The organism is Kitasatospora sp. NPDC059648, from assembly GCF_042734825.1.
Taxonomy (GTDB): Bacteria; Actinomycetota; Actinomycetes; order Streptomycetales; family Streptomycetaceae; genus Kitasatospora.
In genome coordinates this window covers 1-18,356 of sequence record NZ_JBHWDU010000084.1, presented here as the reverse complement: position 1 = coordinate 18,356, position 18,356 = coordinate 1, and the positions used below count along the sequence as shown (strand labels likewise).

General features: G+C 74.3%; 20 protein-coding genes. 12 read left to right on the top strand and 8 right to left on the bottom strand.

What is annotated here, in order from left to right; all coding sequences use genetic code 11:
- Positions 1–119: 119 nt before the first annotated feature.
- On the bottom strand, positions 120–983 hold the full coding sequence (locus ACFV1W_RS32960; protein ID WP_380420928.1) for an alpha/beta fold hydrolase: 864 nt from the start codon (positions 981–983) through the stop codon (positions 120–122).
- A 723-nt stretch (positions 984–1,706) separates the two neighbouring features.
- On the opposite strand from ACFV1W_RS32960, the gene ACFV1W_RS32955 reads away from it, so the two are divergent.
- Positions 1,707–2,036, top strand: coding sequence for a DUF1330 domain-containing protein (locus ACFV1W_RS32955; protein ID WP_380420927.1), 330 nt, complete (start codon positions 1,707–1,709; stop codon positions 2,034–2,036).
- Between the two features lie 19 nt (positions 2,037–2,055).
- Here the strand turns inward: ACFV1W_RS32955 and ACFV1W_RS32950 are convergent, their stop codons facing one another.
- Both ACFV1W_RS32950 and ACFV1W_RS32945 read right to left on the bottom strand, forming a co-directional pair.
- Positions 2,056–2,832 (bottom strand): hypothetical protein, encoded by a 777-nt coding sequence (locus ACFV1W_RS32950; protein WP_380420926.1) that lies wholly within the window; start codon positions 2,830–2,832, stop codon positions 2,056–2,058.
- Between the two features lie 133 nt (positions 2,833–2,965).
- Complete coding sequence (locus tag ACFV1W_RS32945; protein WP_380420925.1) at positions 2,966–3,913, bottom strand: NAD-dependent epimerase/dehydratase family protein; 948 nt, start codon at positions 3,911–3,913, stop codon at positions 2,966–2,968.
- 174 nt (positions 3,914–4,087) lie between these two features.
- Between ACFV1W_RS32945 and ACFV1W_RS32940 the strand changes: the two genes are divergently transcribed.
- Positions 4,088–5,455 carry a hypothetical protein gene (locus tag ACFV1W_RS32940; protein ID WP_380420924.1) on the top strand — a complete coding sequence of 456 codons (1,368 nt, stop codon included), beginning with the start codon at positions 4,088–4,090 and terminating at the stop codon, positions 5,453–5,455.
- Between the two features lie 84 nt (positions 5,456–5,539).
- Here ACFV1W_RS32940 and ACFV1W_RS32935 read toward each other — a convergent pair whose 3' ends face one another.
- Together ACFV1W_RS32935 and ACFV1W_RS32930 are read right to left on the bottom strand one after the other, a co-directional pair.
- Positions 5,540–5,857: a hypothetical protein gene (locus ACFV1W_RS32935; protein ID WP_380420923.1), complete on the bottom strand. Its 318-nt coding sequence runs from the start codon at positions 5,855–5,857 to the stop codon at positions 5,540–5,542.
- A 6-nt stretch (positions 5,858–5,863) separates the two neighbouring features.
- Positions 5,864–6,088: a hypothetical protein gene (locus tag ACFV1W_RS32930; RefSeq protein WP_380420944.1), complete on the bottom strand. Its 225-nt coding sequence runs from the start codon at positions 6,086–6,088 to the stop codon at positions 5,864–5,866.
- Between the two features lie 101 nt (positions 6,089–6,189).
- On the opposite strand from ACFV1W_RS32930, the gene ACFV1W_RS32925 reads away from it, so the two are divergent.
- Positions 6,190–6,711 carry a peptidylprolyl isomerase gene (locus ACFV1W_RS32925; RefSeq protein ID WP_380420922.1) on the top strand — a complete coding sequence of 174 codons (522 nt, stop codon included), beginning with the start codon at positions 6,190–6,192 and terminating at the stop codon, positions 6,709–6,711.
- Positions 6,711–7,115, top strand: coding sequence for a hypothetical protein (locus ACFV1W_RS32920; RefSeq protein WP_380420921.1), 405 nt, complete (start codon positions 6,711–6,713; stop codon positions 7,113–7,115). Before ACFV1W_RS32925 ends, ACFV1W_RS32920 begins: the two co-directional genes overlap by 1 nt.
- 55 nt (positions 7,116–7,170) lie before the next feature.
- Here ACFV1W_RS32920 and ACFV1W_RS32915 read toward each other — a convergent pair whose 3' ends face one another.
- Complete coding sequence (locus ACFV1W_RS32915; RefSeq protein WP_380420920.1) at positions 7,171–7,845, bottom strand: hypothetical protein; 675 nt, start codon at positions 7,843–7,845, stop codon at positions 7,171–7,173.
- A gap of 158 nt (positions 7,846–8,003) precedes the next feature.
- Positions 8,004–8,327, bottom strand: coding sequence for a cupin domain-containing protein (locus ACFV1W_RS32910; protein WP_380420919.1), 324 nt, complete (start codon positions 8,325–8,327; stop codon positions 8,004–8,006).
- 71 nt (positions 8,328–8,398) lie between these two features.
- Here ACFV1W_RS32910 and ACFV1W_RS32905 point away from each other — a divergent pair, with 71 nt between their 5' ends.
- The gene (locus ACFV1W_RS32905; protein WP_380420918.1) at positions 8,399–9,397 is read left to right on the top strand and encodes a helix-turn-helix domain-containing protein; all 999 of its coding nucleotides are present in this window, start codon (positions 8,399–8,401) and stop codon (positions 9,395–9,397) included.
- Positions 9,398–9,589: 192 nt separating this feature from the next.
- Positions 9,590–10,405 carry a hypothetical protein gene (locus ACFV1W_RS32900; RefSeq protein WP_380420917.1) on the top strand — a complete coding sequence of 272 codons (816 nt, stop codon included), beginning with the start codon at positions 9,590–9,592 and terminating at the stop codon, positions 10,403–10,405.
- A gap of 35 nt (positions 10,406–10,440) precedes the next feature.
- Here the strand turns inward: ACFV1W_RS32900 and ACFV1W_RS32895 are convergent, their stop codons facing one another.
- Positions 10,441–10,866, bottom strand: a complete 426-nt coding sequence (locus ACFV1W_RS32895) for a carboxymuconolactone decarboxylase family protein (RefSeq protein ID WP_380420916.1) — start codon at positions 10,864–10,866, stop codon at positions 10,441–10,443.
- Between the two features lie 567 nt (positions 10,867–11,433).
- Between ACFV1W_RS32895 and ACFV1W_RS32890 the strand changes: the two genes are divergently transcribed.
- The 6 genes from ACFV1W_RS32890 (at position 11,434) to ACFV1W_RS32865 (ending at position 18,226) form a co-directional block, all read left to right on the top strand.
- Entirely contained in the window at positions 11,434–12,372 is a 939-nt protein-coding gene (locus ACFV1W_RS32890; protein WP_380420915.1) for a hypothetical protein, read from the top strand.
- A gap of 55 nt (positions 12,373–12,427) precedes the next feature.
- Positions 12,428–13,381: a hypothetical protein gene (locus ACFV1W_RS32885; RefSeq protein WP_380420914.1), complete on the top strand. Its 954-nt coding sequence runs from the start codon at positions 12,428–12,430 to the stop codon at positions 13,379–13,381.
- On the top strand, positions 13,378–14,271 hold the full coding sequence (locus ACFV1W_RS32880; protein WP_380420913.1) for a hypothetical protein: 894 nt from the start codon (positions 13,378–13,380) through the stop codon (positions 14,269–14,271). Before ACFV1W_RS32885 ends, ACFV1W_RS32880 begins: the two co-directional genes overlap by 4 nt.
- Positions 14,268–15,308: a hypothetical protein gene (locus ACFV1W_RS32875; protein WP_380420912.1), complete on the top strand. Its 1,041-nt coding sequence runs from the start codon at positions 14,268–14,270 to the stop codon at positions 15,306–15,308. The genes ACFV1W_RS32880 and ACFV1W_RS32875 overlap by 4 nt, the downstream gene beginning before the upstream one ends.
- A gap of 396 nt (positions 15,309–15,704) precedes the next feature.
- Entirely contained in the window at positions 15,705–16,016 is a 312-nt protein-coding gene (locus ACFV1W_RS32870) for a hypothetical protein (protein ID WP_380420911.1), read from the top strand.
- 2 nt (positions 16,017–16,018) lie between these two features.
- A complete protein-coding gene (locus ACFV1W_RS32865) occupies positions 16,019–18,226 on the top strand; it encodes a hypothetical protein (protein ID WP_380420910.1) in 2,208 nt (735 codons plus the stop codon).
- Positions 18,227–18,356: the final 130 nt, after the last annotated feature.

The following is an 18,356-nucleotide window of genomic DNA, read 5'->3' as shown; positions in this document are numbered from 1 at the left end:
TCGCTGGGCCTTGCTCCTGCGCCTCGCTCCTCCGTCTTGCGATGCGGCGGCCCCGCCGCCCCGTGGTCCGGGGCGGCGGGGCCGTTCCGTTCGTCCCGGCGGGCGCCAGCCGGCTCCGGTCAGGCCCCGGACGGCAGCAGTGCGGCGACCTCCGCCAGCACCCGGGCCGCCGGCGCCGGGTCGACCAGCCACTTCAGGTGGCTGCTGGTCAGCGTGCGGACGTCGTAGGGGTTCTCCGGCGTCAGCGCGTCGCCCTCGCGGATCATCCGGTCCTGCATGGCCAGCGGCACGCTGGTGTCCTCGGTCAGCCGGACGTACGTCCTGGGGATCCGCCCCCAGCTGTCGGCCTGCGCCCGGTCCTCGGGCGTGCCGGCGTCGAGGTTCTCGTCGGGCTGGAAGGTGCTGAGGAAGGCCATGAACTCCTCGTCCGTCCCGTCGGCGAGGAAGGCCGCCTTGAAGGACGCCAGGACGCCGGGGTCGGCCGTGCGGAAGTTGCAGCGCAGCAGCCCGACTTCGGCGGGGTCGGCGACCATCGCCGAGGCCAGCCCCGCGGCGTCGACCGTGGCCATCTCGGGCTCGGCGTAGTAGGCGCTGACGTCGAGGTCGACGGGGCACCAGGAGGAGACGTAGACGATGCGGTCGATCAGGTCGGGGCGCCGGTTGGCCGCGACGGTGGCCGTCATCCCGCCGCGGCTGTGCGAGACGAGGACGACCGGCCCGTTGCGCTTGGCCCGCTCCAGTATCCCGATGAGGTGCTCGGCGTTGTCCGCGAGCGTGACGCCCTTGATCGCCCCGGGCGCGGTCGCGAGCTGCGCGAGGTCCTGCGGCGCCTGGTAGGCCCGCGGGTACGTCGCGGCGAACCCGTGCCCCGGCAGGTCGACGGCGACCGAACGGTGGCCGAGGAGGCCGAGTTCGGCCTGGAGCGGCGCGAAGGAGAAGGAGTTCGCGAAAGCTCCGTGAACCAGTACGAACGTCGGTTGCATCTGTCTACGACTCACTTTCTGGCCCCCTGCGGCTCGCTGGCGGCGCCACGCGCGTCACCCGCCCCGACAGCGCGAACACCCCGCGGCCGGGAACGCGACATCGCTGCGCGGCGCACCGTCCCGCCGCAGAGGCGCCCACGTGCACGGCAAGCGTCAGCGGTCAAGCGCGGATCCCCCAGGGCGGCGCACGAACGGCCGCCCGCGATCCGAGGGTTCACCCTACTCACCGGAAGATCACCCGCACTACCCCGGCGAGCCCTGGCGCCGGTGCTCATCGCGGCCGGCGGCGGGTTCGGGCGCGGCCCCGGTCCCGTCGTCCACCGGAACGGCCGCGGGCGTCTCGGCCGGGAGCGGCGCCGGGGCAGTGCTCGCCGTCTCCGCCGAAGGCGACGCCGGCGCCGACGCCGGCGAGCCGGTGAGCAGCAGCACCCCGCCGAGGCCCGCCACATCGAGGGCGCACGCCCCCGCCGCGAGGGCGACGGCCCGACGGCGCCGCGTCGTCGTTCTGCCGTCCTGCGGCCCGCCCCCGGCCATCTCCGGCACGCCGCCCCACCCCACTTCATCTCGATCAAGCGTTTGAGCCGGGCGGATGCTACACGAACCATCAGGGCCGTACGTACGTCACCCCTACCGATGCGTGACTGATTCGCCGGGCACCCGCCGCGGCCTACCGTCGGGGACGCCAGCAGGAACCACCCACCACGAGCCCCTCAGGAGCACCCCATGACCGCCTACGCGATCGCCCAGGTCCACTCGGTCGAGTTCGGCCCCGACATCGTCGAGTACCTGGAGCGCATCGACGCCACCCTCGACCCGTTCGGAGGCCGCTTCGTCGTCCACGGCGGCCGGTACGAGACGGTGGAGGGCCGCTGGGGCACGGGCGGCACGATCGTCATCGAGTTCCCCGACCTCGACCGCGCCCGCGCCTGGTGGGACTCGCCCGCCTACCGGGAGATCCTGCCGCTGCGCACCCGGCACATGAACGCCGACATCATCCTGATCGAGGGCGTGCCGGCCGGCTACCGGGGCGCGGACAGCCTCAAGGAGCACTGAACCCCGCGGACCGGCGGCATCAGGGGGCGACTTCCTTGATGTGCTTGGCGATCGGGGCCGCGAGGTCCTTGATGTGCGGCAGCCGGTCCACGACGTTGTCGCCGTCCAGGAAGAGGATCTTGTCGCCGATCCGGACGGCGAGCACCTCCTGGGTGGCGTACGGGCCCTTCGGGGTGTTCACCAGGTCGATGGCCTCGTCGCCGAGGTTGGGCACCGGGGTGACGGTCACCGTGTGCGGCACGGGCTTCTTGTCCCAGTCCTGGCCGGTGTACGACTTGCACTTGTCGGCGTAGGAGCGGATGAGGTCCAGCTGCTTGACGGCGGTGCCGGGGAAGTAGGAGCCCAGGTCGATCCGGGACTCGTTGTCGCCGTCGGACACCATCTCCATGGCGTGCGCGCTCTGGTAGCCGAGCCCGAGCGTGCCCCCGCTCGCGGTGGAGAGCCAGGTGCAGGGGTTGTTCAGCAGCGTCGGGTTCGGCTCGTCCTCGAAGGCGTCGCCGGTGTCGGACTCGGTGCTGTCCTTCATCGTCCAACCGGCCGGCAGGGTCGCCGAGGTGGGCAGCAGCGGCTTCAACTGCCGTCCGCTCAGCGGCTTGGGGCCGCTCGGCGTGGCGCTCGGACTGCCCGGGACGGGCGAGCCGGAGACGGTGGGCGGGACGGGCGCGGCGGTGGGCGAGGCGGAGGCGGCCGAGGGCGAGCCGGACAGGTCCATGTCGTTGGACGCGCACCCCGTCAGCGCGACGACGGCGGCACCGGCGACGACGACCGCGGCGACCGGAATTCTGGGCGTGGACAAGAGGACCCCCCGATCCTGGGCAGACGAACTGCGAGCGAAACGCACGGCGATTCGCGTACGCGCGGTCGCCATCCTGCCACGCCCCGCAACCGCCCCGCGCGTCGGCCCGTCAGCTCGCCCCGGCCTTCGCCGCTCAGGCCGTCCGCAGCCGCTCGCGCCACCAGTCGACCGTCGCCGTGAGCTGCTGCTCCAGCGGGGTCGCGCGGAGGGTGAAGGCGCCCTCGCAGGCGGAGGAGTCCATGACGAAGGGGCGGTCGAACTGGTAGCGGGTCTCACGCAGTTCGCGCAGCAGGGGGGAGAAGAGGCCGGCCACGGCGAGGACAGCGGGGGACAGACGCCGCACCGGGACGGGGGCGGTGCCGGCCTCGGCGGCGAGGCGTTCGACCATGGTGCGCACGGGCAGGGCGGGGGCGGTGGGGACGTGCCAGGGGCGGCCCCAGGCCCTTTCCCCGGTGGCGAGTTCGGCCATCGCGCGGGCCACGTCGGGCAGGTAGGTCCAGCTGTGCGGGGCGTCCGGGTCGCCGAGGACGGAGACCGGACGGCCCTTGAGCAGCGCGGGCATCGCGCGGGAGGCCAGGTGGCCGCCGTCGGTGACACCGGGGCCGAAGAAGTCCGAAGCCCGCACCTCCACGGCGCGGATGCGCCCGGCCTCGTGCAGGGCCCGCGCCTGCTCCCAGGCCGCCGCCCGCACGCGGCCCTTGGGGCCGGTCGCGGCGAGCGGCAGGCCTTCGGTCATCGGCCCCTCGACCGGGCCGTAGCCGTACAGGTTGCCGAGCATGACCAGCACGGCGCCGCTGTCCTCGGCGGCCGCGCACAGCGCGGAGGCGAGGGCGGGCCACCGCGTGGCCCACTGGTGCAGCGGCGGCGCGGCGCAGCCGTGGATCGCGTCGGCGCCGCGGGCGGCCCGGGCCAGGCGGGAGGGGTCGGTCGCGTCCAGGGCGAGGTGCTCGACGCCTTCGACGGCCGCTTCGCCGCCGCGCCCGCTGCGGGTGACGACCCGGACCCGGTGGCCCTGTCCGGCCAGCAGACGGGCGGTGGCGGCCCCGGCGGGCCCGTGTCCGACGACGAGATGAAAGCTCACCCGCCCCACCGTAGGGGGTGCCGCCGACAGGTGTGACACGCCGTCGGCACGGCCCGGGGAGGGGCCGGGGAGGGGCCGGGGAAGGTGGCAAATATCTGGTATGGCAAGCGTAAAAGAGGATCTATGCTGTGGGGCGTTCATGATCCCTTCACAGGAAAAGACGGGTTTCACTGCATGAAGCTGCCCCGGGTGTCCACCGTCGTCGCCGCCGCCGTCCTGGCCCCCGCCGTTCTGTTCCCCGCCTCGGCCTCCGCCGCCGACGCCCCCCAGCCGACCGGGGTCTCCGGTCCTGACACCGCCTCGGGTTCCGCCCCGGACGTCACCCCCGGCGACGACGGCGTCAACGGCGGCCCGGGCAACAGCAGCGGCCCCAAGGCCCCCGAGGGGCAGGAGCAGCGCGACCGCGCCGAGATCCAGAAGATCCTGGCCGACAAGGACACCGGCCGCGGGGTGCGCGAGGCAGCCGAGAAGGCGCTCAGGGGCGGTGCGGCCGAGCTGCGGCACTTCCTGACGGTCGAGCTGCCCAGGAACCGCATGGACGACCTGCGGGTGAAGCTCACCCAGACCATGGACGGCGGCGGCCCGGCCGTGCGCGCGGCGGCCAGCAAGGCGCTGGACGGCGGCGACGCGGCGGTCCTGAGGTTCTTCGCGCAGGATCTGCCCGCCGCCCAGGCCGAGGACGCCGACCGGGCCGAGATCCAGAAGATCCTGGCCGACCCGAACACCGGCCGCGGGGTGCGCGAGGCGGCCCAGAAGGCGCTCAGGGGCGGTGCGGCCGAGCTGCGGCACTTCCTGACGGTCGAGCTGGCCAAGAACCGCGCCGACGACAACCGGGTCAAGGTCTCGCAGATCCTGGCCACCGGCGGCCGCGAGGCGCGCGAGGGCGCGAACAAGGCGCTGGACGGCAGCGACGCGGACGTCGCCAAGTGGCTCGCCGAGGGCTGGCCCGCCGCCGAGGCCTCGGACAACCGCGTCGCGGTGGTCGCCTCGCTGGCCGACAAGAACACCGGCCCGCACACCGTCGAGGCCGCCAAGAAGGCGCTCGCCGGCACCCCGGCCGACGTCGCCCAGTTCCTGCGCGACCTGCCCAAGCTGCGCGCCACGGACAACCGCATCAAGGTCTCCCAGCTCATGGAGACCGGCGGCCCGGCGGTGCGCGCCGCCGCCGCCAAGGCGTTCGAGGGCGGCGACGCCGGCATCGCCGCGTTCCTCGCCGAGGGCTGGGCCACGGCCCGCGCCGCGGACGAGGCCGCCGCGAACAAGCCGGCGGACAAGCCCGCCGACCAGGGCGCCGGGCAGCAGGGCCAGGGTGCCCAGCGGCCGCAGGCCGTCCAGCAGGCGGGCCTGACCACGGCCGCCGACACCGCCGCCACCACCGGCGCCACCACGGGCAGCGGCACCACCGCTGCCGCCGGCACCGGCTCGCTCGCCGCCACCGGCACCGAGGGCCTCGGCTGGGAGGCCGGCGGTGCCGCCGCCGCCCTGGCCGCGGGTGCGGCGCTGGTCGCGGTCTCGCGCCGCCGCCGCTCCACCGAGAGCTGACACCCGCTCGCGTCCCCGGCCGCCGCGCACCCCGCGGCGGCCGGGGACGCCCGCGCTCAGCAACCCGCGCTCAGCAACCCGTGCTCAGCGCCCGCGTTCGGCGAACTTCCGCGCGAGCTGCGCGCGCCAGCGCGCCGCGTTGGAGCCGTCCAGTTGCCCCTCGAAGGCCTGCCGGGCGGCCGCCACCAGTTCCTCGGCCGTTTCCGGACCGGCGCGGTACCCGGTTGCGGCGTCGTACACCGCCCACAGCGCTTCCTCGGTCTCCTGGTCCAGGCCCAGGCAGGTCGCCACCCCGCGCCCGGCCAGGGCCTCGGCCAGCACCGCCTCGAAGACGCGGCGCAGCCGCTGCCCGTCCCGCCCGTCCCGCTCGTACTGCCCGTCCCGCTCGTCCCGCTCAACCATCAACGCTCACTCCCCGCCGTCCCCGCCGCCGCCGCCCTTGCCCAGGAGCCACCGCTCCCGCCGTTCCCGCCGCCGCCGGCGCTGCTGCGCGCCGCGCAGCAGGTCGCCCGCGGCCAGCGTCAGCGCCGCGACCGCGCGCGTCCAGCGCGGACCGCCGCGCTCGGCCCACACCACGCACCCGCACCCGGTGAGCACCAGCACCAGCACTCCGACCAGCACCGCTCCGACCATCACGGACCCCTCTTCTCCCCCACCGGTTCGGCCACGAATCCTGTCATGTGCCAGGATTTCCGTCCGAGTACCGCACAGGACCGACGAAGAAGGAGACACCCGTGGCCAACGCCCGGTTCGCCACCCTGCACACCACCGCGGGCCCGATCCGGCTGGAACTGTTCCCGTTCCACGCGCCGAAGACGGTCCGCAACTTCGTCGAACTCGCCGAGGGAGAGCGGGAGTACACCGACCCGCGCACCGGTGGGCCGGGCAGCGGCCCGTACTACGACGGGACGACGTTCCACCGGGTGGTCAAGGGCTTCATGATCCAGGGCGGCGACCCGACCGGCACCGGCACGGGCGGGCCGGGCTACGCCTTCGCGGACGAGTTCCACCCGGAGCTGTTCTTCAACAAGCCGTACCTGCTGGCCATGGCCAACTCCGGCCCGGGCACCAACGGTTCGCAGTTCTTCATCACGGTGGGCACCCCCGCCCACCTCAACCGCCGCCACACCATCTTCGGCCAGGTCGCCGACGCCGCCTCCAAGGCCGTGGTGGACGCGATCGCCGCCGCCCCGACCGAGGGCGAGCGCCCGGTCGAGGACGTGGTGGTCACCAAGGTCGAGATCACCCACTCCTGATGACCGCCGCGACCGCCGCGACCGCCGGACCGGAGGCCTTCCCGCCCCGACCGGTACGCGGCGTGCGGGCCCGCTTCGTGCGGCAGAGCGGCTGCCCGAGCTCGGTGGCGGACGCCCTGGTCGACTTCGAGCCGTGGGAGGAGGGCGTGCACCTGGAGGTCGCCGCCGACGCCACCGTGTACGGCGGCCCGGTGCCGCAGGAGGACCTCGACCGCTACCACGCGGCCCTGGCGCAGGGCGTGCGCGCCGAGCTGGCCGAGCAACTGCCGGGCACCGCAGTGGCGTTGGCGCTGGTGGTGCACCGCACTGTGGTGCACGAGGTCGACACCAGCGAGTACGCCTACCGCAGGGCCGGGCAGGTGGCGGTGCGCGAGGTGCTCGCCCTCCTCGGGACGTCGGCGTAGCCGAGCCGCCGCCCGGCGGCGACGGCCCGCCACCGGGGCGCACCCGGCGGCCGGTTCACTGCCGCGCCGCCCGGCGCCACCACCCCGCCGTGTCCTGGGCCGCCCAGCGGCCCAGGAACACCGCGCCGTACAGGGCGAACGGGACGGGGGCGGCGAACAGCGGCACCGACAGCCAGCTCGGCCGCCCGGTGCTCATCCGCCCCCGCCCGTCCAGCCACACGGTGACCTCCTTGCCCTGCGGGTAGGGCCCCTCCGGCCGCTCCGCGCCGAACTCCCGCCCGTCGACGCTCCAGCGGAAGGTGCAGGCGTAGGTCTTCGCCCCCAGGCCGCCGCCCTCCCCGCCCGGCTCCTGGCCGCTCACCCGGCAGCCCGTCACCCGGGCCGCCGTACTGCGCGGGTGGCTCAGCCGCTCCCGTACGGTGCCGGCGACCTGCGCGGCCAGGAACACCGCGACCAGCGTCAGCAGCAGCGCCCCCACCGCCCGCGTGCCCATCCCGACCGGCGCCCGCGGATCGCGCCCGCGCCGCACGGCGGAGGCCGCCAGGGCCACCGCCGCCGCGCCGGCGCACAGCCACCACAGCCACCCGCCCACCGGATCGTCCTGCGACCACCGCCACACCGCCGCCGAGCCCGCGAGCGCCAGCGTCACCACCGCCGCCACGGCCACCGCCACGCAGCCCCGCACCAGCCGGTCCCCGGCCGCTCCCGCCCGGACCGCTCCCGTCCCCATCGGCCCTGCCCCCCGATGCCGCGGCCCCCGATGCCGCGGTCCCGCCACCCGTCCCGGTACCCGGTCCCCGGGCCGCCCGACCCCCGTGGCCACGCCTGCCCCACAACGGTGACAAGCCCGCGACATCGTCACGACCGGCCGGGCACCCGCCCCCGCCGTCAGACGGTGGACAGGGTGATCCCCAGGATCCGCGCGCCGGTCTCGGTGCGCGGCCGGTGCCGGCTGCCCGGCGCGAACACCACGTAACTGCCCGCCGGGTGGCGCTCCTCACCCTCGATCACCTCACCGCTGAGCACGTAGTACCGCTCCTCGGTGTCGTGCACGTCCACCTCCGGCCACCGGCTGCCCGGCGCGAAGTCGATCAGCCAGGCGCGGGCGTACCCGGTGGCGGTCAGCCGGCGCCGCAGGATCCCCGGTCCGACCTCCACCGGCTCCACGTCGTCGGCCAGCAGGGTCGTCTTCAGTGCGTCGTTCTCGTCCATGCCCCCACTGTGGCCGCCCGCCCCCCGCCCGCCCCAGTGTCCCGAAAGACATCCTCAGGTACATTCCTGCCATGAACGCCCCTGCCGCGAAAGCACCCCGCCACCGGGTGGTGGCCCTGCTCGGCGCACCCCAGGCACCGTTCGAACTCGCCTGCGCCGCCGAGGCCTTCGGCACCGAACGCGCCGGACTGCCCACCTACTACGACTTCGCCCTGTGCACCGAGGCCCCCGGCCCGCTGCCCACCACCCTCGGCGTCCCGCTGCTGGTCGAGGACGGCCTGGAGGCGCTGGAGCGGGCCGACACCGTCGTCGTCCCCGGCTGGCAGCCGCCCGGCTCGCCCGCGCCGGCCGCCGTCCTGGACGCGCTGCGCACCGCCCACGCCCGCGGCGCCCGGATCGTCTCCATCTGCACCGGCGCCTTCGTCCTGGCCCAGGCCGGACTGCTCGACGGGCGCCGCGCCACCACCCACTGGGCCCGCACCGCCCAACTCGCCACCCAGCACCCGGCGTTGGAGGTCGACCAGGACGTGCTCTACGTCGACCACGGCGACGTCGCCACCAGCGCCGGCTCCGGAGCGGGCATCGACCTGTGCCTGCACCTGCTGCGCCGCGACCACGGCGCCGCCTACGCCGCCCAGGTCGCCCGGCACATGGTGCTGCCCCCGCACCGCGAGGGCAGCCAGCTGCAGTACGCCGCCGCCCCGGTGCCCGCCCGCGCGGACGAGTCGCTGGCCCCGCTGCTGGAGTGGGCCCAGGAGCGACTGGGGGAGCGGCTGACCCTGGACGGCCTGGCCGCCCGCGCCGGACTGTCCGGGCGCACCCTGGCCCGGCGCTTCACCGAGCAGCTGGGCACCAGCCCCGGCCAGTGGCTGCTGGCCCGGCGCATCGACGCCGCCCGGGCCCTGCTGGAGCAGACCGACCTGCCGGTGGAGGCCGTCGCCGCCCGGGTGGGCCTGGCCTCCGCCGTCAACCTGCGCCGCCGCTTCCGCACCGCCCTCGGCACCACCCCCGGCGCCTACCGCCGCACCTTCGGCACCACCGACCCGCCTTCGCCGACACCCCGGGCGTAAGGCTGGTCTGCCTCAACTCCCGTGCCGCACAGGGTTTTCGTCCTCGGCCCGGGCCACCCACTCCGGCAGCTGCCCGCGCCCATCCTCGCACCACTTCCGACGCAGTGGGCTGGGTCCCGACGGCAGGAGTTGATCAAGACGTGACCATCCCGTGGCGAAAGGTGTCAGTCGTGATCACTACCGTACGTCGGTATGCGAAACGACGACCCGGGCCGGAGCCGGGACAGGTCCGAAGACGAGCAGTGGAACGAGTTCGTACAGGCCGTGGCCGCGCAGGAGGAAGCAGAGCGCCGGGCCGCCGAACCGCAGCCCAAGCGGGTCTGGCCGCGCAACGCGGCCATGGCCCTCGCCGCCGCCGCCCTGACGCTGCTCGGTGTCGAACTCCTGCAGCCCTCCGCGGACACCTCCGCCCCGCCCGCCCCGGCCGCCGCGGCCCCCATCGCCGCCCTCACCCCGACGGCCGCCGCCGCAAGCACCCCGGCCTCCACCGCCGCGGAGCACCCGCCGATACCGCTGGACCAGGCCTTCCCCGCCGAGGTGAAGACGGCCTCCGGCGCCGTCTACACCAGGGTCGCCTCCGCCGTCCTGCCCTCGTGCACCGAACGGGACTCGGTCGCCCCCGCCCTGATCGCCATGATCAAGGCGGGCAAGGGCTGCCTGGGCGAGCAGGTCGCCCTCTACCGGGACGCCCAGGACGACCAGTTCAACCTGGCGCTGTTCACCATGAGGGACCCGCTGGACGCCTTCGACCTGGTCACCCAACTCTCCAGGGACTTCGAGGACTTCGAGGTCGCCGCCCAGGCCCCGCCGCCCGCCTCCGGGCTGCGCACCCTCCCGCCGGACAGCAGCATGGTCCAGGCCTTCGGCAGCGGCGGCCGCGGCATGGTCGCCGCCCTCGGCCAGTGGGCGGACGGCCGCTCCACCGACCGCCAGCAGCTCGTCGACCGCCTGACCCCGTTGCAGGACGCCGTCACCAAGGCCGCCTTCGCCTACGAGTCGAAGTTCTGAGCCCGGCTGGCCGGGCACCCGCTCCCGGCGCGGCGTCAGTTCGCCGCGACCGGGAGCAGGCCGCGCTCGCCGAAGACCTTCTTGGCGACGAAGGTGGCGTTCAGCGCCTTGGGGAACCCGCAGTAGACGGCGGAGTGCAGCAGGGCCTCGGTGATCTCGGTGGGGGTGAGGCCGACGTTCAGGGCGGCGTTGATGTGCACCTCCAGCTGCGGCTCGCAGCCGCCCAGCGCGGTGAGCATCCCCAGGGTCACCAACTGGCGGTCTCGCGGTACGAGTTCGGGGCGGCTGTAGATCTCGCCGAAGCCCCAGGCGACGACCTGGTGGCCCAGCTCGGGGTTGATGTCGGCCAGCGCGTCGATCACCCGCTGCCCGCCCTCGCCGTCGACCCGGGTGAGCATCTCCATGCCCCGGTCGAAACGCTCCTGCCGCTGCCCGGCCTCGTGCTGCTCCGAAACACCCATGGCGCCTGTCCTCTCCTCGTACCGTTCTCGTGCCGTGGTCCCCGCCGACCGGCGGTGACCACGGAAGGAACCGTAGGACTTGGAGTGCGCTCCAACTCAAGCCGGACCCGAAACCGCGCCCGTACGACACCCCGTCAGGGGCGCGGCACCCACCCGGGCGGGGTCAGTGCGGTGTCGGCGAGGATCCGCGCCGGCGTCCCGTCCAGCGCGCTGGTCTGCGGGACGACCCGCTCGACCCCGCCCGTACGCGGCCCGCAGTGCGGCGGCGACGCTGGACTTGCCCGCCCCGCTCGGCCCCCGCACGACCACCAGCACGGTGTCCCGACTGCCCGTCACCCGGCCACCGCAGCGCCGCTGCCGGGGCGGTGTTGCGGTTGGATCACAGAGTGTCCAATTCATCAAGCAATGGGCGGGAGTGCGGTGATTGATTTTGTTGGCGTGAATGTCACCGGACTCTCATAATGCCTGCTGAGACACGTGACGGACGGTCCGGACAGCCGCTTGGGGGAGCGGAATCCGACGGTGGCCCGCGTGCGAAATCCCACGTTTCCCTTTGGGGGGAGTCCTTTGTCCGCGCCCGAGAACGAGAGCGCCGCCTTCACCGATCCGCCGCCGGAGCCGGCTGCCGCGGTGACGGAACCGGCCGCCGTACCGCCGGCCGCACCCGCCGTCGTACCCGAGCCCGCAGCCGCGCCGGAAGCGGCTGGCGTGCCCCTGCCCGCACCCGCGCCCGCGGTTGACCAGGCCCCGGCCCCGCGCCGGCTGCCGCGCGCCGTCGGCGTCGCGCTGGCCACCGCCGGGCTGCTCGCCGTCACGGCGGTCAGCGCCGCGGTGACCGTCGCGGTCGGAAAGCCCGACAGCCGCCCGGCCGCCGCGCCCGCACCCCGCACCACCGCGGCCGCCACCGCCTCGCCGAGCGCCGGCGCGAGCGCGACGCCCTCCGCCGTCCCGGTGCCGACCGTCGTGCCGAGCGAGCCCGCCCCGGCCAGCACCGTCAAGGGCACGGTCAGCAACGGCAAGCACGAGGGCGACCTGCGCTACTTCCTGCTCCCGATCCCCGCCGGCGGCGAGTCCTACGGGCCCGCGGACGGGATGCCGATGACCCGCGACGACGTCTCCGAGATCTTCGGCAAGCAGGACGACATCGACACCATCCTCAACCGGCTCGGCTACCGGGACGGGGCGACCCGCACCTACCGCACGGCCGACGGCAAGGCCCAAGTGACCGTCACCCTGCTGCACTTCGGCTCCGCCGACACGGCGAGCAGGTTCGTCCAGGGCTACACCATCAAGTCACAGGAGCCGATCGACATCGACGGCGACCCCAACGCCCACGGCTTCCGCCGCACACCCAAGCACGAGGCGTACACCGGCTCGATGACCGGCGTCTCCAGCCAGGGCGACGTCCAGTACACCATCGACGTCGACGTCAAGGGCACGCCGGACAAGGCGCTGCTCAACGACCTGATGAAGCGCCAGCGCGAGTGGCTCGCCTCCGGCGGCTGAGCCCGCGCCCGCCCCACGACGTCGTCCTCCCCTCCTCCTGTCTGGAGCCACTTCCGTGACCACCGAACCCGAGCAGCCGCCGTCCGCGTCGGCCGAGCGGTCGGCAGCAGCCGAACCGCCGCTGCCACCCGTCCCCCCGGCGCCTCCCGTGCCGCCGGTGCCTCCCGTGCCGCCGGTGCCGCCCGTCTCGCCGGTGCCGCCCGTCCCGTCCGGCTCCGACGAGCCGTCCACCGAGCCGTCCACCGAGTCGTCCCCGTCCGCCGGTCAGACGCCGCACCAGGACCCCTACGGTGCCGACCTCCTGTCCGCCGGCCCCGAGTCCGCGCCGCGCGCCCCGCGCCGCCCCCGCCCGGTGCTGCTGTCCGTCTGCGCGCTGGTCGCCGGCGCCCTGGCCGGCGGCGGCGTCGGCTACGCGGTCCAGGCACAGCGCCCGCCCACACCCCTGCCGCCGCTGCAGGTGGCCCTGCCCGCCTACCCGGCCGAGGTGGTCGACCCGGCCGCCCTGGCCGCCGTGCAGCCCGCGCCGCCGGCCATCGAGGGCGACCTGCTCAAGCTGCTGGTCAGCGCCCCCGACGGCAGCACCGCCTGGGGCGACTACCCGAACAAGCCGGGCTGGATGTCGATCGGTGAACTCGCCGAGCGCAAGAGCGACGCCGCCCTGGTCTTCAAGGATCTCGCCTCCTCCGGCTTCCGGCGCGCCGCCGAGGTGGACTGGATGAAGGGCGACACCCGCTACCGCGTCTCGCTCACCCAGTACACCCCCGAGCACATCGACGAGGCCGAGGCCGCCTCCGGCTTCTGGATGCCCTTCGCAGGCGACGCCAACGGCGGCTACAGCGTGGACTTCACGCCCAGGAAGTGGTCCGACACCGAGGACCAGTACTACTACGGGCAGGCCCAGGCCCAGCGCGGCACGGTGCAGATGAAGGTGGAGATCTTCAGCCCGAAGCCGGTGGACGGCACGGACCTCAAGGCCCTGGCCAAGCAGCAGTGGGAGCGACTGGCATGACCGACGACGACTCCGTGACCGCGACGCCGGCCCCCGAACCCGCCGCCCCCGAACCCGCCGCCCCCGAACCCGCCACGCCCGAACCCGCCACGCCCGAACCCGCCGCGCCCGCAGCCGGGTCCGCCCCCGAGCAGTCGCCCGCCGTGCCCCGCCCCGCCTCCCGCCGCCTGCTGCGCGCGGGCGCCGCGACGGTGGCCGCCGCGCTGGTGGGCGTGGTCATCGGTGTCGGCATCATCAAGACCCGCTACGACGACCCCGCCCCGGCCACCGCCGCCGGCCCCACCGGCGCCCCCGCGCCGGCGGCCACCCCCACGCCGTACGGCGCCAAGTCCAACGGCAGCCACTTCGGCTCGCTGCGCGACCTGCTGCTGCCCGTCCCGGCCGGCTTCGAACTCGGCCCCGACGAGGGCGGTTACGGCAACGACACCGAGATCGGCGCCGGGCAGATCTCGGACGAACTGGACGCCGAGCTCCAGCAGATCCCCAAGGACAAGCGCGACAAGCTGCGCTCCTACTGGGAGGGGCTGCACGTCAAGGGCACCGGCGTGCGGACCTACCGCAACGACGGCAACAACCTGGTGGTCGGACTGCGGCTGCGCCAGTTCAACCAGCAGGAGGTGCAGCGGATCAACGAGTACACCGCGGTGTTCACCGGCGACACCGGCATCTTCCGCTCCGGCCCGCAGATCCCCGGCCACCCCGAGGCGCACTGCTACCTGATGCCCGCGCCGCCGTCCGCGCCGATCGACTACCTGGAATGCTCGGCCGCCGAGGGAGACCTGCTGGTGGTCATGAGCGTCGAGGGCGTGGCACCGCTGCCCAAGGACAGGATCGTCGGCCTCTTCACCATGCAGCTCGACCGCCTCGCCACCCCGGGAGCGTCCGTATGACCGACCACGCCACCACGCCGGAGCCCCACGACCAGGCCGTCACCCCTGTGACCCCGGGGCCCGACGCCAGCCCCTGGGCCGCCATCACGATCGACGACCCGCAGCCCGACGCCTTCCAGGCCCCCGCGCCGTCGGAGAGCCCGCAGGAGCTGGCCGCCCGCCGCACCCGGCGCCGCAAGGCCGCGGTGCGCTGGAGCTGCGCCGTCCTGGTGTTCGCGCTCGCGGGCACCGGCACCGCGCTGGCCGTCACCGCGCCCGAGCGCACCGACATCCCCGGCCTGGCCACCGCCAACGACGGCCGCTACACCTTCCCGCCCCTGACGCTGCCTCCGCTGCCCTCGGGCAAGGCCGCGCCGGACCTGAAGGACAAGAGCAGGGGCCTGCACCAGGCGGACCTGCGCTACCTGCTGCTGCCCGCCCCCAAGGAGGCCGGCGGCTCGGTGAACCCACCGGTCTTCCCGGCGCCCACCGCGCCCACCGCCGCCGCCGCGGCCTCGGCGACGGCCGCGCCCTCGGACACCCCCTCGGCGAGCCCGAGCGCCTCTGCCTCCGCCGCGCCGTCAGCCTCCGCCGCCCCCGGCGGGACGGTGCTGGCCGACTGGGTGCCCTGCGAGGCGATGGGCTCCGAGCTGCAGAACCCGGCCCGCCTGCACGGCCTGCTGCTGCAGAACGTGTGCCGCGCGGCCACCGCCCGGGAGTGGACGGCCTCCGACGGCACCCTGACCCGGATCCGGCTGCTGCGCTTCGGCTCCCCGAACGAGGCCCGGGAGACCTACTTCCGCGGGCGTACGGACCTGCAGCTCAAGGCCGCCCCCGACGCGAAGATCGCCTCCGACGACGGCTGGGACAGCGTCGAGGGCATCGAGGTGACCCGCAAGGACTCCCGGGAGAGCGCGGGCAAGGGCGTGCCGACCACGCGGGTGGCGTTCGTGTCGGCCTCCGACGTGGTGGCCGTGATCACGATGACCAACCCCCGCGGGGTGCCCGCCACGGCGTTCCGTCAGGTCGTCACCCTCCAGTGCGACCTGCTGGCCTGACCGCACCCGGCACCAGGGCCCCGCACCCCCTTCCCCAGGAGTGCGGGGCCCTTGGCACGGGCGTCGCGTCACGGAGCGTCACGCCGGGCAGGCGTCGGGACGATCCAGCGCTCGGAGGGGCCGTTCGTGATCGTGGACCCCTCCTCGACGACGTCCTCCCGGAGAGGGCGCCCGCGCGGCCCTCGCCCCTCGAACGGCCTCCGCGCCGCCGCGAACGGCCCGCGTGCCGGGTCGAACGGCGGCCGCGCCGCCTCGAACGTCGCCGGTGCCGCCGGGCGGTGACGAAACGGTGACGAACCCCTGATCAATTCCGTGCCCAATCCGGCCCCGGTGGATCTACGATCATCGGCGCCCGGTGGCCACACCATCGGGTCACCACACATGGGGGATCAACGGATGAGCACACCAGCACCAGGCGGGTTCGGGGTCAACCACGGTGCGCTGGACAAGGCGCACGCCACGCTGAGCAACCTGGCCCACGACTGCCCGGGCGCGGGCCAGGTCGCCGACGACGCGACCGGGACGGCCGTCGCCGGCCTCAAGGGCTGGGACAGCGCCGGGGCGTTGAAGGACTCGCTGGACGAGTGGCACCAGCAGGTCCAGGCGCTGACCGGCCGGCTGAACGCCAATGCCGCCGCGATGCAGAGCACCGGCGCCAACTACCGCGCCACCAACCAGTCCATCGCCCAGTCCCTCCAGGTGCCGTAACGATGCTCGGATACGAAGACGTACTCAACGCCAACACCGACGCGCTGAGCGCCGCCGCCACCCAGTGGCGCGCGATGGCCGCGCGCTTCCACACCATGCAGACCACCATGGAGCAGGACGTCCTGGGCGGGAGCGGCACCGGCACCGGGATCGGCGGAGGCGGCCTGTTCACGGGCGGCACCGGGGGCCTGGGCACCGGCAACGCCCTGGCCGGCGGCGGCCCGTGGTGGACCGGCGACACGGCGAACCTGGCCAACACGGCGCTGCTGGCGACCAAGGGCCAGATCGTCGACGCCCAGACCGAGGCCAACGCGATGGCCTCGCTGCTCGACGAGGCGCACACCGACTTCGCCGCCGCCCAGAAGCAGACCCGCGACGCCGCGGACGGCGCCGTCAAGGACGGCTTCAAGGTCACCGGCACCGGCACCGCCGTGTTCGACGAGACCACGCTCGACCCCGCGACCCGCCAGGCGCTGCACCACGACCCCGAGGCCCGCCAGTCCTACCAGGACGCGGCCGACAAGTGGACCAAGGCCATCACGGCCGGCGTGCAGGCCGCCACCCGCGCCGACCAGCGCATCGCCGCCGCCCTGCGCGGCGCCTCCAAGGCCGGCAACCCGCTGGACACCACGTTCAACGGCAAGGCGGTGGGCGGGGGCGACGCCGGGGACGCCCAGCGCGCCGCCGACCTGGCCACCCACCTGGACGACCTCACCCCGGAGCAGCTCACCCAGCTTCAGGACCTGATGAAGGACAAGGCCGACCACCCAGGCTTCTCCCAGGGCCTGCTCGACCGGCTCGGCCCGGACGGCATGATCAAGCTCTCGCAGAAGCTGAGCAGCCCCGGTGACGACAGGAAGGCCGCCTACACCGACCTGCAGGGCGGCCTCACCCACGCCCTGGCCTCCGCCACCCAGGACACCGACACCGACTTCTACCGCCGCTGGCGCCAGGGCGTGAAGGACGTCGGCTACCACAACTACGGCTCCAACACCGACCCGGTGTACGGCTACCAGGTCCTGACCACCCTGATGACCAAGGGCGACGCCAAGTACTCCGCCCCGATGCTCGGCGACCTCGCCGACGACATCACCGAGACGGAGAAGAAGCACCCCGACGCGTGGAGCTACAAGGCCGGCCACAACGGCGGCGCGCTCGGCGCCGACCCGCTGGACAACGTGCTGGCCGTCATGGGCCGCGAGCCCGACGCCGCCACCGCCTACCTGGACCCGAACTCGGGCGGCGGCAACCAGCACCTGCACTACCTGCTCAAGGACCGCAAGTGGCCCGACGGCTGGATCGCCAACCCCTACGCCGGCGTGGTCAAGGCGCCCGACCCGCTGTCCCAGAGCGGCCTGGGCGCCGCCCTGGAAGCCGCCACCACCGGCCAGCCGGCCGGCGCCCCGCACAGCGGCCACCACACCGAGGCCCAGGCCCGGATCATGCACGACACCGTCACCACCCTGGACGAGGGCCAGGGCGGCAACAAGATCAACGCCAACCTGCGCCAGCCGCTGGCCAACGCCCTGGCCGACTACACCAACGACACCCACGAGATCTTCAACGGCCGCAACTCCCAGTACGCGGACCACGGCAGCGCGGTGTGGACCGACGCGAGCGGCACCGTCCACATGGGCGTCGGCGAGGACAGCCTGGTGCGCGTCATGCGCGGACTGTCCGACAACCCCGACGCCTACGCCACCCTGCACCAGGCCGAGAGCGCCAAGATCGCCCAGGAGCTGTCCTCGATGGGGCCCAACCCCTCGCAGAACGACATCCAGGACGTCATGAACAAGGGCGCCGCGAGCCTGGGCGTCTACGACGCGATCCGCGCCGACGTCGCGATGGGCCAGCGCGACGACGCCAACCTCCAGGCCGACTGGAAGGCCAAGGTCGCCTACCACGTCGTCGGCGCGCCGCTGACCCCCATCCCGTGGGTGGGCGACAGCGCCCAGCGCCTGGTCGACACCTGGGCCTGGGAGTGGGACAACCAGATGAAGGACCACAACAACAGCATCGCCAACGCCAAGATCTCCGACACCTACCTGGACGCCAACAACGAGATGACCCACCTGGTCAGCGGCTGGGCCAAGGACCGCGGCATGGACCCGGACAGCAGCATGATCCACGTCGTCGAGGACGCCTCGCACGACCGCCGCTCCACCAGCGCCACCACCGCCGGCCACTTCCTGGGCCGCGGCAACTCCTGACCCGCCGCCGGCGGATCCGGCCCCTGACGGCCGTGAACCCGTGCGGCCCTGGCGGCCGTTGACCGGTGGGAGCGAAAAGGTGGACGGCCGCGCCGCAGGACAGCTGTCCTGCGGCGCGGCCGTCCACCTT

Coding starts and splice junctions, on each gene's coding strand:
- ACFV1W_RS32900 (WP_380420917.1), top strand. CDS start 9,590: ATGCGAAACGACGACCCGGGCCGGAGCCGGGACAGGTCCGAAGACGAG.
- ACFV1W_RS32875 (WP_380420912.1), top strand. CDS start 14,268: ATGACCGACCACGCCACCACGCCGGAGCCCCACGACCAGGCCGTCACC.
- ACFV1W_RS32865 (WP_380420910.1), top strand. CDS start 16,019: ATGCTCGGATACGAAGACGTACTCAACGCCAACACCGACGCGCTGAGC.
- ACFV1W_RS32960 (WP_380420928.1), bottom strand. CDS start 983: ATGCAACCGACGTTCGTACTGGTTCACGGAGCTTTCGCGAACTCCTTC.
- ACFV1W_RS32920 (WP_380420921.1), top strand. CDS start 6,711: ATGACCGCCGCGACCGCCGCGACCGCCGGACCGGAGGCCTTCCCGCCC.
- ACFV1W_RS32915 (WP_380420920.1), bottom strand. CDS start 7,845: ATGGGGACGGGAGCGGTCCGGGCGGGAGCGGCCGGGGACCGGCTGGTG.
- ACFV1W_RS32880 (WP_380420913.1), top strand. CDS start 13,378: ATGACCGACGACGACTCCGTGACCGCGACGCCGGCCCCCGAACCCGCC.
- ACFV1W_RS32935 (WP_380420923.1), bottom strand. CDS start 5,857: ATGGTTGAGCGGGACGAGCGGGACGGGCAGTACGAGCGGGACGGGCGG.
- ACFV1W_RS32870 (WP_380420911.1), top strand. CDS start 15,705: ATGAGCACACCAGCACCAGGCGGGTTCGGGGTCAACCACGGTGCGCTG.
- ACFV1W_RS32895 (WP_380420916.1), bottom strand. CDS start 10,866: ATGGGTGTTTCGGAGCAGCACGAGGCCGGGCAGCGGCAGGAGCGTTTC.
- ACFV1W_RS32910 (WP_380420919.1), bottom strand. CDS start 8,327: ATGGACGAGAACGACGCACTGAAGACGACCCTGCTGGCCGACGACGTG.
- ACFV1W_RS32930 (WP_380420944.1), bottom strand. CDS start 6,088: ATGGTCGGAGCGGTGCTGGTCGGAGTGCTGGTGCTGGTGCTCACCGGG.
- ACFV1W_RS32940 (WP_380420924.1), top strand. CDS start 4,088: ATGAAGCTGCCCCGGGTGTCCACCGTCGTCGCCGCCGCCGTCCTGGCC.
- ACFV1W_RS32905 (WP_380420918.1), top strand. CDS start 8,399: ATGAACGCCCCTGCCGCGAAAGCACCCCGCCACCGGGTGGTGGCCCTG.
- ACFV1W_RS32955 (WP_380420927.1), top strand. CDS start 1,707: ATGACCGCCTACGCGATCGCCCAGGTCCACTCGGTCGAGTTCGGCCCC.